A 14,145-nucleotide genomic window follows, 5' to 3' on the forward strand; every position below is an offset into this window, starting at 1 on the left:
GCTTGTCCCGGGCACCCACGTCTTTGCCCCCAAGAACGTGGATGGCCGGGACAAGCCCGGCCATGACGCGTGGAAACAGCAGGACCCCAGTAGGCCCTCAAATCGGATCCCACGGAAAGATATCCGCCGACCGATCGAGCTTGTAGAACGAATCCTTCAGCGCCGGCATGCCGTGCTCGGCGATGCTCTGGGGCGTCCAGCCCTCGCCACGATGCACCGAGCGGATCGGGCGGTTCTGGCTGAACAGGAAGATCTCGTTCATGCGCACGCCAAAAATCTGCCCGGTGACGTCCTTGGCCTGGTCGCTCATCAGATAGGCGCAGACCGGCGCGATCTTTTCCGGGCCCATCTGCTTGATCTTCTCCACGCGTGCCTTCTGGGCGTCCGTTTCGGTCGGGATGGTGCCGATCATGCGGGTCCAGGCGAACGGCGAGACGCAGTTGGAACGCACGTTGAAGCGGCCCATGTCGAGCGCGATCGACTTGGAAAGACCGACGATGCCGAGCTTGGCGGCAGCGTAGTTGGCCTGGCCGAAATTGCCGATCAGGCCGGAGGTCGAGGTGAAGTGCACGAAGGAGCCGGACTCCTGCTCGCGGAAGATCCGTGCCGCCGCGTGAGAGACGTAGAACGAGCCCATCAAATGCACCTTGATGACGGCCTCAAAGGCTTCCACGCTCATCTTGTGGAAGATCATGTCGCGCAAGATGCCGGCATTGTTGACGACGCCGTCGAGCCGGCCGAAATGATCGGTCGCGGTCTTCACGATCTTGCTCGCGGGGATCGCTTCCGCGACCGACTCGAAGTTCGGCACCGCAATGCCGCCGCGCTTCTTGATCTCCGCAACGACCTCCTCGGCGGGCGCGGCGTTCGAACCGGCGCCGTCGGCGGCGCCACCGGGATCGTTGACGACGACCTTCGCGCCCTCAGCCGCGCAAAGCAGCGCGATCTCGCGCCCGATGCCGCGGCCTGCGCCGGTGACGATGATGACCTTGTCCTGCAGTGATTTTGTCATGGGGATTACCTCTCGTTCGTAAACACGATCGTGCCCGACGCTGCGAACATGCCGCCGACGCCGTGACACACCGAAATCTTGGCGTTCGGCACCTGCGCCGGCGCGATGCCGCGCATCTGTCGCACGCTCTCCTGCAGCGCATACATCCCGTACATGCCCGAATGCATGTAGCTGAGCCCGCCGCCATTGGTGTTGAGCGGCAGCTTGCCGCCCGGCCGCGTGTTGCCGTCCGCGATGAACTTGCCGGTCTCTTCGTGCGGCATGAAGCCGAGATCGCCGAGCCCGAACAGCGGAAGGTGCGCGAAAGCATCGTAGATCATGAGGTGGTCGACGTCCTTGTGGGCGATGCCGGCCTCCTTGAACGCCAGCGGGCCCGCAGTCTTGAAGGCGCGCGAGGAGTTGAACGTCTCCATCTGGCTGACCATCGGCGTCTCGACGCTCTCCCCGGTGCCCATGATGTAGACGGGCTTCCTCGGAAAATCCTTGGCGCGGTCGGCCGAGGTCAGGATCAGCGCGCCACCGCCATCGGTGACGAGGCAGCACTGCAGGAGGCGGAACGGGTAGGCGATCATGCGCGAGTTGAGGACGTCGGCGACCGTGATCGGATCCTTCATCATCGCCCGCGGATTCTTCGCCGCCCATTCCCGCTGCACCACCGCGACCGCGGCAAGCTGCTCATGGGTGATGCCGTAGGTCTTCATGAAGCGCAGCACGGGTATCGGGAACATGCTGGGCGGACCGTAGACGCCATAGGGCGCCTCGAACTGGCCGTTGAGGCTGTCCGCAGGCGTCGAGCGCGGCAATTTGCCGATCATCGACTTGCCGCTCTCGGCATGCGTGATCAGCACGGTCTTGCACAGCCCGGCCTCGATCGCGGCGGCTGCGTGGCGGACATGCAGCATGAACGAGCAGCCGCCGACCGAGGTGCCGTCGACCCAGGTGGGCTTGATGCCGAGATAATGACAGACCTGCTGCGGCGATTCGACTGCGGTGGCAAAGCCGTCGATGTCGGACAGCTTCAGCCCGGCATCTGCAATGGCATTGAGCGCCGCATCCGCATGAAGCTGGATCTGCGACATGTTGGGGATGATGCCGAGCTCGGTGGTCTCGGCCGCGCCGACGACGGCAACCTGGTTCTTGCGCATGGCCGCCTACCCCTTCGCCGGACGGAACACGGGGAGGGTGATCTTGTCGTCGAGCTTCTCGAAGGCGACCTCGAGCCTCATATCGAGTTCGAGCGCCTCGGGCGTCTGCGGGCAGTCGATGATGTTGCTCATCATCCGCGGGCCCTCGTCCAGCTCGACCACCGCGATCGCGTAAGGCGGCGTGAAGCCGGGCGCCGCGGGCCGGTGATTGATCACGTAACTGTAGAGGAAACCCTTGCCGCTCGCCTTGAAGGTGCTGACCTTGCGCGAGGCACAGGACGGGCAGAACGGGCGCGGCGGAAAGTAGACGTGCGCGCAGGCGTCGCAGCGCTGCAGCCGCAGTTCGCCTGCCTTCGCGCCATCCCAGAACTCCTGGGTCTCCGGCGTCGGTTTCGGTCGCGCGCGCTGCGGTTCGGCCATGTCGGCAAATCCTCCCAGGCGGGGCTGCATGGCCCGCTGTTTCGATCTTGATGCGACAATCGACCATTGGGCGTCAACGGTCCAGCAACGCGCGCGCATGCCATCATGCGTACAGTGCTTGTATCGGACTGAGCCAGCGGGATAGATTGCGCCGCGCCGAAAATATTCCGTGAGACAGACATGCCCGCTCTTCCGACGCTCGCCACGCTCGCCACCGATCTCGAGGACGGCCGCACCACGTCCCGAAAACTGGTCGAGGAGTGCATCGCCAGGATTGCCGACCCCGCAGGCGAGGGCCAACGCGCCTTCATCCGTGTCGACAAGGAAGCGGCACTGGCGACGGCGGATGCCATGGACGCCCTGCGCAAGGCCAAGGCGGCGCCGTCGCCTTATGCCGGTATTCCGGTCTCGATCAAGGATCTCTTCGACATCAAGGGACAGACCACGCGCGCCGGCTCCCGCGCCCTCGACGATTCCGATCCGGCGGAACACGATGCGGCGACAGTGGCGCGGCTGCGCCAGGCCGGCTTCGTGCTGATCGGGCGGACCAACATGACCGAGTTCGCTTATTCCGGCATCGGCATCAACCCGCATTTCGGCACGCCGAAGGGCGCCTGGAACCGGGCCGAGGGCCATGTGCCCGGCGGCTCGTCATCCGGTGCTGCGGTCTCCGTGCTCGACGGCATGGCCCATGGCGCGCTCGGCACCGACACCGGTGGCTCGTGCCGAATCCCGGCCGCCTATAACGGCATCGTCGGCTACAAGCCGACGCAGCGCCGCGTACCGCTGGACGGCGCGGTGCCGCTGTCGTTCTCGCTCGACAGCATCGGGCCGCTCGCGCGATCGGTCAGTTGCTGTGCCATACTCGACGCGGTGTTGGCGAACGAGCCGGTCGCGCCGTTGCGCCCGCGCCCGGTACGTGGCATGCGGCTCGCGGTGCCGACCACGATTGCGCTCGACGATCTCGATGCGCCGGTCGCACAAACCTTCGAGCGCGCGCTGAAGGCGCTGGCCGATCACGGCGCCATCATCGAGCGGGTCGAGATGACGGAATTCCACGACATCGGTCCGATGAACGCCAAAGGCGGTTTTGCGGCGTCCGAGAGCTACGCCTGGCATCGCTATCTCCTCGCCGCCAAGGGCGACGTCTATGATCCCCGGGTTTCCGTGCGTATCATGCGCGGCGAGGCGCAGAGCGCGGCCGACTACATCGATCTCCTCAACGAACGCCGCTCGCTGATCGCGCGCGTCAATGTACGCATCGCGCCCTATGACGCGCTGGTGCTGCCGACCACCGCCAACACGCCGCCGAAGATCGCCGATCTCGCCGACGACAAGGCATTCGCCGCGGCGAACCTGAAGTCGCTGCGCAATTGCACCCTGATCAACATGATCGACGGCTGCGCCATCTCGCTGCCCGCGCATCGCGCGGGCGAAGTCCCCGTTGGTCTGATGCTGGCTGGTGCCGGCGGATCCGACCGTCGCATCTTTGAACTTGCCGCCGGCATGGAGGCCGTAATTCGTGTTTGACCTGACCTTCACCGTCGACGCCCAAGGTTCGACAACCCCGCTGACGCTCGCCATCGACAAGGCCGTCATCGCCGGCTGGACCGGCCGCGATCCGGTCGCGCGCGACAAGCACATCGCCGAGCTGGAGGCCGTCGGCATCGCGCGGCCGGCCTCGACGCCGATCTACTATCGCTGCTCGGCGCGGCGGCTGACCTTAGCCGACCGTATCGAATGCACCGGCGGCGATTCCTCCGGCGAGGTCGAGTTCGTGCTAATCGGCTGGCAGGGCCGCATCTTCGTCGGCTGCGGCTCCGACCACACCGACCGCAAGGTCGAGGCCTACAGCGTCACCGTGTCGAAGCAGATGTGCGACAAGCCGATCGCCTCCACGCTGTGGGAGCTGGAGGACGTCATCGGCCATTGGGACAGGATGATCTTGCGCTCCTGGGCCTGGATCAAGGGCGAGCGCGTGCTCTACCAGGAGGGCACGCTCGACGCGATGCTGCCGGTCGCCGATCTCATCGCGCGCGGCTTCGACGGCAAAGGCGTGCCCGACGGCTGCGCCATGTTCGGCGGCACTTTCGCCGCCAAGGGAGGCATCCGCCCCGCCGACCGTTTTGAGTTCGAGCTGGAAGACCCCGTGCTGAAGCGCACGATTAGGCATGGCTATGACGTGGTGACGCTGCCGGTGAGGGGCTAGGTTCCAGACGGGAATCGGGTGGCTGTAGCGGCCGCGATCTGCGACACAATTTCTGTCATTCCGGGGCGCGCCACCTTTGGCGCGAGCCCGGAATCCATCGTGAAACAGCGTCGGTGGATGAATGGATTCCGGGCTCGCGACTCCGTCGCGCCCCGGAATGACGGAGATGGATAGGATGATCGCTATGGCCGTTGCCAAACGTGCTGCTGCACCGAGTTCGGAAGCGGGCATCACCGCCTGCGTCGACGCCCTCGACTGGCCCCAGATCACCGGCGAACTCGACACCCAGGGCTGTGCCGTCCTGAAGGGGCTGCTCACACCCGACCAATGCCGCGACATCGCCGCGCTCTATCCCGACGACGCACGCTTCCGCAGCCGCATCGTCATGGGCCGCCACGGCTTTGGCCGTGGCGAGTACAAGTATTTTTCCTATCCGCTCCCCGATCTGATCGCCGAACTCCGGCCCGCGCTCTATGCGCATCTGCAAGGCGTCGCCAACCGTTGGAACGAGGCGATGGGGATCGACATCCGCTATCCCCGCGATCACGCGGCCTTCCTGAAGCGCTGCCATGACGCCGGCCAAAGCCGGCCGACTCCGCTGTTGCTGCAATACGACGCCGGCGATTTCAACTGCCTGCATCAGGACCTCTATGGCGAGCACGTGTTCCCGCTGCAGGTCGCGATTCTCCTCTCCGAGCCGGGGCATGATTTCACTGGCGGCGAGTTCGTGCTCACCGAACAACGCCCGCGCATGCAATCGCGCGCCGAGGTCGTGCCGCTGATGCAGGGCGATGCCGTCGCCTTTGCTGTGCATCACCGCCCGGTGCAGGGGACGCGCGGCACCTATCGCGTTAATCTGCGCCATGGCGTCAGCCGGATCAGGTCCGGGCAGCGCCACACGCTGGGTGTGATCTTTCACGATGCGAAGTGAGCGCGGCTCTTGACCGATCTGTTTGACGGCCTCGCCGACACCGGCCCGTCGCGCGAGAGCATTGCGGACGGCGCCGTGCTGCTGCGCGGCTTTGCGGGGCCAATCGAGCAGGAGCTGACCGCGGCCGTGCGCGACATCGTGGCGCGGGCGCCGTTCCGGCGGATGACCACGCCCGGCGGCTACCAGATGTCGGTGGCGATGACGAACTGCGGTGAGCGTGGCTGGATCACGGATCACACCGGCTATCGCTATGACGCCATCGATCCGCGAACCGATCTGCCATGGCCGGCGATGCCAGACGTGTTTCGCGATCTCGCGCGCAGCGCGGCCGAGCAGGGCGGCTATCAAAGCTTCGCGCCCGATGCCTGCCTCATCAACCGCTACGAGCCTGGCACACGGCTCTCGTTGCATCAGGACAAGGACGAACTGGATCTTGCGGCACCGATCGTTTCGGTCTCGCTTGGCCTGCCGGCGATCTTCCTGTTCGGTGGCATGAAACGCGGCGACAAGCCGGTCAGGTATCGCCTGACCCATGGCGATGTCGTGGTCTGGGGCGGACCCTCGCGGCTCGCCTATCACGGCGTGGCACCACTCGCCGAGGGCGAGCATGCGGCTCTCGGCCGGCAGCGGATCAATCTGACGTTTCGAAAAACGCGCTGACACGTTTCCCCAATGCCTACTCTCGTCTAAGCTCACGGCGCAAGGGGAGGCGGCGATATGACCACGGCACAAGCGTCTGCTGATACAAGCGTGAGCGCCAATCGCACCGGGCTTTATCTGGCCGTGCTGCAACTGGTGTTCACGCTGGGCTGGACGACCTACGTCATCTATCTGCCAAAACTCGCCGCGGAAGTCGGCATCGCACCGGCGGCGGTGATCTTCATCCTGATGCTTGATCAGGCCATCTTCACCATCGCCGACACCGCGATGGGAATCGCGGCCGACAAGATCGCGCCTTTTGTCGGCCGTCTCGGCCTGTTCGTCGGTATCGTGACGGCGATCTCCTGTGCGGCCTTCGTCGCACTGCCCTTCGTGGCAGGCAGCGGCGCCGCCGCGCAGGGCTGGTTCATCGCGTTGATCGTGATCTGGTCGATCACGTCATCCGCCCTGCGCGCCCCACCGCTGACCCTGCTCGGAAAGTATCGTGCGAAGTCGAACGTGCCGTTCCTCGCAGCACTTGCGATGCTCGGTTATGGCGTCGCCGGCGCCGTCTCGCCCTATCTCGGCGTCGTGCTGCGCCAGCACGACGCGCGGCTGCCCTTCATCATCTCCAGCGCCGTGCTGCTGCTGACCGCGCTCGCACTGTCGCGGGTCGAGTACGACGTCGCGCGCGACACCGCGCCGCCGGCGCCGGTCGAGGCGGCAAAGCCGCTCGGCCTGGTACCGATCGTGTTCATCATCGCAATGGTCGCGCTCGCGCTCGGCTATCAGTTGCATTTTGCCCTGAACAGCGCGCCGTTCTACCTGCGCTTTGCCAAGCCCGACGAGCTGCCATGGCTGATGCCGGTGTTCTGGATCGGTTTTAACATCGCGATGTTTCCGGCGAGCCTCGTGGTCAAGCATCGCGGCGGGCTGATCGTGATGGGCGCGGCCGGCCTGTTCGGCGCGGTCGCGATCGTGGTGGCTGAGCTTGCCGGCAGCCTGAACACGCTTGTTGTCGCGCAATTCCTGGCGGGCGCGGCCTGGGGCTGCATGCTGATGAGCGCGATTTCGGCCGCGCTTGCAATCGGTTCGACAGGTGCGGAAGGCAAGGTCACGGGCCTCGTCTTCTCGGCGCTGGCGCTTGGCACATTCGCACGCATGGCCGCCGTCGCGGGCAGCCTGCAAAAGATGCCCGAATACGCGCCGCTGTTGCACTGGGCGCCGGTTGCCTGCTGGTCGGTCGCTGGCGCCGGCCTTCTGGTGATCGCTGCGGCGCGGCTTCAGGGCGCCGACGGTCTCAAGGCTTCGGCGGGTGGATGAACGCCCACGGGCTCACTTCCGAATCCCGGGGCACTTCGACCGAGATCAGATACGGCCCGCCATGCGCCAGAGCCTTCTCTAGCGCCGCCTTGAAGTGATCGGGTGAGGTCACGCGCGCCGCCGCCGCGCCAAAGGATTCCGCGAGCTTCACGAAATCGGGGTTGACGAGGTCGGAAGCAACGACGCGGCCATCGAAGCGCTCGCGCTGGTCGCGGCGGACATTGCCGTAGGCGTTGTTGTTGAATACCAGCGTCACGACGCCGATGTTGAACTGCATGGCGGTGGCGAGCTCCTGCACGCCGAACATGAACCCGCCGTCGCCGGTGATCGCAACGACCGGCTTGTCGGGATTGGCGATCTTTGCGCCAAGCGCTGTCGGAAAACCCGAGCCGAGCGTGCCCTGGTAGCCCGACGTGATGAAGGTACGCGGCTGGTAGATCGGAAAACCGTACCAGGATGCGAACCCGACCTGCGACAGTTCGTCGGTGACGATGGCATTCGCCGGCAGCACCTCGCGCAAGATGTTGAGATAGGCCATCTGCGGCTGGATGCGCTGGATCTCCGTTTGCGCCATCGCCGTCGCCTCGCGGATTGCGGCGCGGCGGCCGGCGGTCTTGCTGAAGCCGGCCTTGCTGACGGCGGCGGCGAGGTCAGCGGTCGCGGCCTTGGCGTCGGCGACGATGACGGCATCACAGATCAGGCGGCGCATCTCGGCGGGATCGATATCGATGCGAACGGACTTCAAGCCCGGCGGTTGATACGGCCATCGGAAGCCCGATGCCGGCAGCTCTGCGCGGGTACCGATGGCGATCATCAAATCCGTCTTCGGCCACAGCTTGTAGGCGGCCGCCATGGTCAAGCCGAGCTCATGGGCGTCGGACACGATGCCGCGGCCGCTGCGGAAGGCGACCACGGGCGCATCGATCATTTCGGCGAGTTCGAGTATTTCATCGCCCGCGTCGATCGCGCCGCTGCCGACGAAGATCATCGGCGCTTTCGCAGTCTTGATCAGGGCTGCCGCCTGCTTGATCTGGTCAGGGTCGGGCTGCGGAGCAGGCAAGGGGGCCAGCACCTTTGCGGCGGCCGTCTCCGCGCGCTGCGTGAAGACGTCCCAGGGCATTTCGACCGAGGCAGGGCCGCGCCGGCCCGACATCATCTCCTGGAACGCGCGCGCCACCACGGTCGGCGCGTTGGCGGGATATTCGATGCGGTCGGCCCATTTCACATAGGTGCGCAAGGTCGCAAGCTGGTCCGGCATCTCGTGAAGATGGCCGCGACCCTTGCCGAGAAACTGTGTCGGCACCTGGCCGGTGACGCACAGCACCGGCTCGTTGCAGCCGAAGGCAGTGAGCAGTGCCGCGCTGGCGTTGAGCACGCCGGGGCCCGGCACCACGCTGAACACGCCGGGCCTGCCGCTGGAGCGCGCGTAGCCAAAGGCCATGTAGCCGCAGGCCTGCTCGTGCCGCGCGCCGATCACCTTGAGCTGGGCCTGGTGGAACGCGTCGAACAGGCCGTAGACCTGTGCGCCCGGCAGGCCGAACACGGTGTCGACGCCATGGGCCACGAGGCCGCTTACGATCGCTTCGCCGCCGGTGAGGGTGGTCATTGCATCATTTCCAATCTTGTTCAGGCTTCGTCGACGACGCCGTTGCGCAATTTGCCGATGCCCTCAGCCGCGACCTCGATCACGTCGCCGGGCTTGAGATAGCGCGGAGGATCGAAGCGCGCGCCGGCGCCGGTCGGCGTGCCCGTAACGATGATGTCACCGGGAACGAGCGTTGCGAAGGTCGAAATATAATTGATGAGGTAGCGGAACGGGAAGATCAGCCGGCTGGTGCGATCATCCTGCCGCAGCTCACCATTGACGTGGGTTGTCAGGCGGATGTCGGCGAGCTGCGATTCCTGCGTATAGGGCACGAGCCACGGGCCGAGGCTGCCGCTGGAATCAAAATTCTTGCCCTGCGTCACGTTGAACTTTGCATGCCGTAGCCAGTCGCGGATCGAGCCCTCGTTGCACAGCGTGACGGCAGCGATGTGATCGAGCGCGGAGCTTTCCGGGATGTGCCGGCCGGCCTTGCCGATAACCAGCACGATCTCGCCTTCATAGTCGAGCTGGTGTGAGGCGCGCGGGCGCACCAGCGGCGTGTCATGGCCGACGAAGGAGCGGGGCGAGCGCATGAACATGCTCGGATATTTCGGCGCGTCCTGGCCGTCCTTGTACTCCGCATTGCGGTCGGGATAGTTGACGCCGATGCAGATGAGTTTTTCCGGCGCAGGTATCGGCGGCAGCCAGGTGATGTCACCGAGCGCATGATCCGGCGCGCGGCCGGCGGCTTCGTCCGCAAGGCTTTGCAGTTTTCCCGCCGCGATCACCTCACGCAGCGTCGGATAGTCCTTGGCATGACGCGCCGAGAGATCGACGAGACCGCCATCGACGACGGCGCCGTATTTCGTTGCACCCTTGAGGGAATAGGTGGCGAGGCGAGGGAGGCTCATCACTCAGTCCGCCACCAGCACGTCGGCCACGAACTTCGGTTCGCGCACGGCCTGACCCGTGAAGGGCGAGCCCTGCTCGAACCAGGAGCGCGGCGCGGGCGCGCCCCATAGCGTCTGCCGGCGTGGATCGCGCAGCGACCAGCGCAGCGGCTCGTGGTCGTGATCGCCGGTGAAATAATCGCTGGTGTAGAGCTCGAGGCGATGGCCGTCGGGGTCGCGGACGTAAAGGAAGAACGCATTCGAGATGCCGTGGCGGCCGGGGCCGCGCTCGATGTTCTTGACCAAGCCCGCGGACGCCATCACGTCGCAGAGATGGATGATGTTCATCGCCGTCGGCGTCCAGTAGGCGAAGTGGTGCAGGCGCGGGCCCTTGCCGTTGGTGATGGCAAAGTCGTGGACGTTGCCCTTGCGATGCATCCAGGCGGCTGCGATGCGGCCGTTGGCGCCGTCCTCCTCGGCATATTCGGTGAGGCGGAAGCCGAGCCGGGCGTAGAAGTCCACGGTATCCTGCACCTCGGCGGCGAAGACGTTGAAATGGTCGAGGCGTTGCGGATGGCAACCCTTGTAGAGATCGAAGCGGCGGAGCAGGTGCGGCCGCTTCTCCATCGTCGCATAAAGCTCGATCCGGTAACCGAAGGGGTCGGTGAACTGCAGCGTGCGGCCCTGGAACGGCTGATCGGCGAAGGCGTAGCTAAGGCCATTCTCGGAAAGAAAGGCGGCCGCCTTGTCGAGATCCCCGTCGTTGCCGACCTTGAAGCCCAGCCGGTTGCAGGCCGGCACCGCGGCCTTCCGCAGCACCAGCGAGTGATGCTGGTGTTCCTCGAAGCCGCGCAGGTAGACGAAATTGTCGTCGGCGTCCTCGACGTGAAGGCCGACGGTGGTCTCGTAGAATTCGCGGCTGAGCTTCAGGTCGGTGACGTCGAGCACGGTGTGGCTCGAACGGATGATGTTGAAGGGCGGTTCGAAATTGTGTTGCGGAACGGGCATTGCGTTTCCCTCAGTCATTCCGGGGCGGCTCGAAGAGCCGAACCCGGAATCCATCGCGCAGCAGAGGCGGTGGATGAATGGATTCCGGGTTCGCGCTGCGCGCGCCCCGGAATGACGATCAAATTCCCAGTTTCTGGATCTTGTGCGTGCCCCGCGCGAGCGAGACGTGCTTGGTTTCCATGTAGAAGTCGAACGAATAGTCGCCGCCGTCGCGGCCGATGCCACTTGCCTTCATGCCGCCGAACGGGGTCGGCAGATGGCGGACGTTCTCGGAGTTCAGCCAGATCATACCGGCCTCCAGCGCGTCCGCTACACGTAGCGCGCGGCCCATGTCGTTGGTCCAGACATAGCCGGTGAGGCCATAGCGGACGTCGTTGGCGATCTCGATTGCGTCGGTCTCGTCGCGGAAGGGGATGACGGTGAGGAACGGGCCAAAGACCTCCTCTTGTGCGACGCGCATCTTTGCATTTGCGCCGGTCACCAATGTCGGCTGCACATAGTGCCCGCCACCGGGACCGTCATGGGTCTTGCCGCCGACCGCGATGACCGCGCCGTCCTCGCGCGCGACGTCAAAATAGGAGCACACCTTTGCCAGGTGCCGCTCGTGGATCAGCGGCCCGATCTCGGTCGCGGGATCGAGGGGATGGCCGACCTTCAGCGCCTTCACGCGCGCGGTGACCTTCTCGATGAACTTTTCCGCGATGCTGGCCTGCACCAGCAGGCGGCTGGAGGAGGTGCAGCGCTCGCCATTGAGCGAGTAGATCATGAACACGACGGCATCGAGCGCGCGGTCGAGGTCGGCATCGTCGAACACGATCACCGGGTTCTTGCCGCCAAGCTCGAAATGCACGCGCTTCAGCGTCTCCGAGCCCTGCCGCATGATCGCCGAGCCCGTCGCGCTCTCGCCGACGAAGCCGATCGCCTTGATCGCGGGATGCTCGGTCAGCGCCTTGCCGGCCTCCTCGCCAAAGCCGTGCACGGTGTTGAGCACGCCGTCGGGAACGCCGGCTTGCTTCACGAGCTTCGCCAGCATGTCGGCGGTGACCGGCGACCATTCGGCCGGCTTGTGCACGACTGTGCAGCCGGCGGCCAGCGCCGGCGCGATCTTCCAAGTCGAGAGCATGAACGGCGTATTCCACGGCGTGATCACGCCAACGGGACCGATCGGCACGCGCGTCGAAATATTCCAGTGCTCGTCGCTCGGCGTGTTCTGGCCGTCGCGCGCTTCGCCACACTTGTCGGCGAAGAAGCGGAAGTTCTCGGCGGCACGGATCGCGGCCTTGGCCATGAAGCGATAGGCTTGTCCCGTATCGATGCATTCGAGCACGGCGATGTCGTCGGCATTGTCCTCGATCGCATCGGCGACGCGATGCAGCAGCTTCTTCCGCATCGCCGGCCCCATGTCGCGCCAGGACTTGAAGGCGAGGGCGGCGGCCGTTGCCGCGCGGTCGATGTCCTCGGCATTGCCGCGGGAGACGCTTGCGAGCGTCGTGCCGTCGACCGGCGACTTCGTCTCAAAGGTCTCTCCCGAGATCGAGGCGACGATCTTGCCGTCGATCATGTGGCCGATGCCGTCCGCGCGCAGCTTCTTCAGGAGCGGCGCCACACGGTCGCGGTTGGCCTGGAACACATCCGTCTTCGGCGCGGGCTTATCCATGGGCGGTCTCCACTTTCAATGCTTCGTGGATGTTGTTGCGCTTCCAGCTCGTCTCCTTGTCATTGATCTGCATGTCGAAGGACAAGGCGAACTTGCTGGCGGCAAAGACGGGATCGAGATAGCCGGACAGCGCACGGAAGACGTGCTCGCCCGCGGCCTTGCGCGTCGGCAGGTCACGGCCTTCGCCGATGCGCAGCAGCATCGAGAGAAAGCCGTAGTCTTTTTTGCCGTCGGCGATCGCATAGTGCTCGCATCTGATGGCGCGGACGCGGATGCCGCCGACGGGAAACACGCCGGTCTCCGATGCGGCCTTACGCACGACCTCGCAGACCGCGGCCATGTCGAGGCGGCCATCGAGATTGGCCGAATATTCGATCGTGAAATGCGGCATCGCGGTTTCACTCCCTGTTTTCTTGTCGGCTCAGGCGAAGTAGCAGCTCACCGAACCGTAGGCGCCATAGTCGGCCTGGATTGTGTCGCCCTTGCGGGTCTCGATCGGACGAATGAAGGAGCCGGCGAGCACGACCTGGCCGGGCTCCAGCGCAAGGCCGAGCGGCGCGATCTTGTTCGCAAGCCATGCCACTGATGTCGCGGGATGATTGAGCACGCCGGCGGCAAGCCCGGTCTCTTCGAGCTGGCCATTCTTGAAGCACAGCGCGCCGATCCAGCGCAGGTCGGCCTCCAAGGGGCGGATCGGCCGTCCGCCAAGCACGATGCCGGCGTTTGCCGCATTGTCGGCGACGGTATCAAAGATCTTGCGCGTCGCCTTGGTCTTGGGGTCGACGCGTTCGATACGCGTGTCCAGGATTTCCAGCGCCGGCACCACGAAGTCGGTAGCGTTGAGCACGTCGAACATCGTGCAGTCAGGGCCACTGAGGCGCTTGTTCATGATGAAGGCGAGCTCGGCTTCGATGCGCGTGGCGATGAAGCGTTCCGTCGGCACCAGCCCGCCATCGGCAAAGAACATGTCGTCGAGCAGCACGCCGGAGTCAGGCTCGTCGATATTGAGCGCGCTCTGCATCGCCTTCGAGGTCAGGCCGATCTTGTGGCCCTTGACGTTACGGCCTTCGGCAATCTTGATGTCGACCCACGCCTTCTGAATCGCGTAAGCGTCAGTGATGGTGATCGCGGGATATTCCTGCGAGAGCTGGCGGATCTGCGTGCGGGTCTTCTCCGCCTGGTGCAGGCGGTTCGCGCAAGCCTGGATATCGTCGTTGGAAAGCGCCATCGGAGATCATACAAAGTGTGATGCCGGGAGATACTTAACATGTTAAGTGAATGCGTCAAGACGGATTCGCGCGTGTTGCACTGCAAACTTTCTCGGAC

At 65.0% G+C, this 14,145-nt stretch carries 14 protein-coding genes; 5 read left to right on the top strand and 9 right to left on the bottom strand.

What is annotated here, in order from left to right; translation table 11 throughout:
- Positions 1-97: 97 nt before the first annotated feature.
- From C2U70_RS20220 to C2U70_RS20230, 3 genes are read right to left on the bottom strand one after another with little or no spacing between them, the layout of a single operon-like run.
- On the bottom strand, positions 98-1,012 hold the full coding sequence (locus tag C2U70_RS20220; protein WP_140980183.1) for an SDR family oxidoreductase: 915 nt from the start codon (positions 1,010-1,012) through the stop codon (positions 98-100).
- Positions 1,013-1,017: 5 nt separating this feature from the next.
- On the bottom strand, positions 1,018-2,157 hold the full coding sequence (locus tag C2U70_RS20225; RefSeq protein WP_140980184.1) for a thiolase C-terminal domain-containing protein: 1,140 nt from the start codon (positions 2,155-2,157) through the stop codon (positions 1,018-1,020).
- 6 nt (positions 2,158-2,163) lie between these two features.
- Positions 2,164-2,577 carry a Zn-ribbon domain-containing OB-fold protein gene (locus C2U70_RS20230; protein WP_140980185.1) on the bottom strand — a complete coding sequence of 138 codons (414 nt, stop codon included), beginning with the start codon at positions 2,575-2,577 and terminating at the stop codon, positions 2,164-2,166.
- Positions 2,578-2,757: 180 nt separating this feature from the next.
- Here C2U70_RS20230 and C2U70_RS20235 point away from each other — a divergent pair, with 180 nt between their 5' ends.
- The 5 genes from C2U70_RS20235 to C2U70_RS20255 all read left to right on the top strand — a co-directional run bounded on the left by C2U70_RS20235 (position 2,758) and on the right by C2U70_RS20255 (position 7,679).
- The gene (locus tag C2U70_RS20235; protein ID WP_140980186.1) at positions 2,758-4,107 is read left to right on the top strand and encodes an amidase; all 1,350 of its coding nucleotides are present in this window, start codon (positions 2,758-2,760) and stop codon (positions 4,105-4,107) included.
- On the top strand, positions 4,100-4,786 hold the full coding sequence (locus C2U70_RS20240) for a DUF2848 domain-containing protein (RefSeq protein WP_140980187.1): 687 nt from the start codon (positions 4,100-4,102) through the stop codon (positions 4,784-4,786). Before C2U70_RS20235 ends, C2U70_RS20240 begins: the two co-directional genes overlap by 8 nt.
- Before the next feature lie 184 nt (positions 4,787-4,970).
- Entirely contained in the window at positions 4,971-5,717 is a 747-nt protein-coding gene (locus C2U70_RS20245) for a 2OG-Fe(II) oxygenase (protein WP_140980188.1), read from the top strand.
- Positions 5,718-5,726: 9 nt separating this feature from the next.
- Entirely contained in the window at positions 5,727-6,377 is a 651-nt protein-coding gene (gene alkB, locus C2U70_RS20250; RefSeq protein ID WP_140980189.1) for a DNA oxidative demethylase AlkB, read from the top strand.
- A gap of 57 nt (positions 6,378-6,434) precedes the next feature.
- Positions 6,435-7,679 (top strand): MFS transporter, encoded by a 1,245-nt coding sequence (locus C2U70_RS20255; protein ID WP_140980190.1) that lies wholly within the window; start codon positions 6,435-6,437, stop codon positions 7,677-7,679.
- Here the strand turns inward: C2U70_RS20255 and C2U70_RS20260 are convergent.
- The 6 genes from C2U70_RS20260 to hpaH form a co-directional block, all read right to left on the bottom strand.
- Entirely contained in the window at positions 7,657-9,285 is a 1,629-nt protein-coding gene (locus C2U70_RS20260; RefSeq protein WP_140980191.1) for a thiamine pyrophosphate-dependent enzyme, read from the bottom strand. The two genes, C2U70_RS20255 and C2U70_RS20260, sit on opposite strands and share 23 nt — an antisense overlap.
- Positions 9,286-9,305: 20 nt before the next feature.
- Positions 9,306-10,175 carry a fumarylacetoacetate hydrolase family protein gene (locus C2U70_RS20265; RefSeq protein WP_140980192.1) on the bottom strand — a complete coding sequence of 290 codons (870 nt, stop codon included), beginning with the start codon at positions 10,173-10,175 and terminating at the stop codon, positions 9,306-9,308.
- A 3-nt stretch (positions 10,176-10,178) separates the two neighbouring features.
- On the bottom strand, positions 10,179-11,162 hold the full coding sequence (gene hpaD, locus C2U70_RS20270; RefSeq protein WP_140980193.1) for a 3,4-dihydroxyphenylacetate 2,3-dioxygenase: 984 nt from the start codon (positions 11,160-11,162) through the stop codon (positions 10,179-10,181).
- A 118-nt stretch (positions 11,163-11,280) separates the two neighbouring features.
- Positions 11,281-12,819: a 5-carboxymethyl-2-hydroxymuconate semialdehyde dehydrogenase gene (gene hpaE, locus C2U70_RS20275; protein ID WP_140980194.1), complete on the bottom strand. Its 1,539-nt coding sequence runs from the start codon at positions 12,817-12,819 to the stop codon at positions 11,281-11,283.
- Positions 12,812-13,210: a 5-carboxymethyl-2-hydroxymuconate Delta-isomerase gene (locus C2U70_RS20280; RefSeq protein ID WP_140980195.1), complete on the bottom strand. Its 399-nt coding sequence runs from the start codon at positions 13,208-13,210 to the stop codon at positions 12,812-12,814. The genes hpaE and C2U70_RS20280 overlap by 8 nt, the downstream gene beginning before the upstream one ends.
- 30 nt (positions 13,211-13,240) lie before the next feature.
- On the bottom strand, positions 13,241-14,047 hold the full coding sequence (gene hpaH / locus C2U70_RS20285) for a 2-oxo-hept-4-ene-1,7-dioate hydratase (protein ID WP_140980196.1): 807 nt from the start codon (positions 14,045-14,047) through the stop codon (positions 13,241-13,243).
- Between the last annotated feature and the right edge of the window lie 98 nt (positions 14,048-14,145).

Source organism: Bradyrhizobium guangdongense, assembly GCF_006483445.1.
Classification (GTDB): domain Bacteria; phylum Pseudomonadota; class Alphaproteobacteria; order Rhizobiales; family Xanthobacteraceae; genus Bradyrhizobium; species Bradyrhizobium guangdongense_A.

Excerpts from the sequence above, each read along its gene's own strand:
- C2U70_RS20220 (WP_140980183.1), bottom strand. The coding sequence starts at position 1,012 with ATGACAAAATCACTGCAGGACAAGGTCATCATCGTCACCGGCGCAGGC.
- C2U70_RS20225 (WP_140980184.1), bottom strand. The coding sequence starts at position 2,157 with ATGCGCAAGAACCAGGTTGCCGTCGTCGGCGCGGCCGAGACCACCGAG.
- C2U70_RS20230 (WP_140980185.1), bottom strand. The coding sequence starts at position 2,577 with ATGGCCGAACCGCAGCGCGCGCGACCGAAACCGACGCCGGAGACCCAG.
- C2U70_RS20235 (WP_140980186.1), top strand. The coding sequence starts at position 2,758 with ATGCCCGCTCTTCCGACGCTCGCCACGCTCGCCACCGATCTCGAGGAC.
- C2U70_RS20245 (WP_140980188.1), top strand. The coding sequence starts at position 4,971 with ATGGCCGTTGCCAAACGTGCTGCTGCACCGAGTTCGGAAGCGGGCATC.
- C2U70_RS20255 (WP_140980190.1), top strand. The coding sequence starts at position 6,435 with ATGACCACGGCACAAGCGTCTGCTGATACAAGCGTGAGCGCCAATCGC.
- C2U70_RS20260 (WP_140980191.1), bottom strand. The coding sequence starts at position 9,285 with ATGACCACCCTCACCGGCGGCGAAGCGATCGTAAGCGGCCTCGTGGCC.
- C2U70_RS20265 (WP_140980192.1), bottom strand. The coding sequence starts at position 10,175 with ATGAGCCTCCCTCGCCTCGCCACCTATTCCCTCAAGGGTGCAACGAAA.
- hpaD (WP_140980193.1), bottom strand. The coding sequence starts at position 11,162 with ATGCCCGTTCCGCAACACAATTTCGAACCGCCCTTCAACATCATCCGT.
- hpaE (WP_140980194.1), bottom strand. The coding sequence starts at position 12,819 with ATGGATAAGCCCGCGCCGAAGACGGATGTGTTCCAGGCCAACCGCGAC.
- C2U70_RS20280 (WP_140980195.1), bottom strand. The coding sequence starts at position 13,210 with ATGCCGCATTTCACGATCGAATATTCGGCCAATCTCGATGGCCGCCTC.
- hpaH (WP_140980196.1), bottom strand. The coding sequence starts at position 14,047 with ATGGCGCTTTCCAACGACGATATCCAGGCTTGCGCGAACCGCCTGCAC.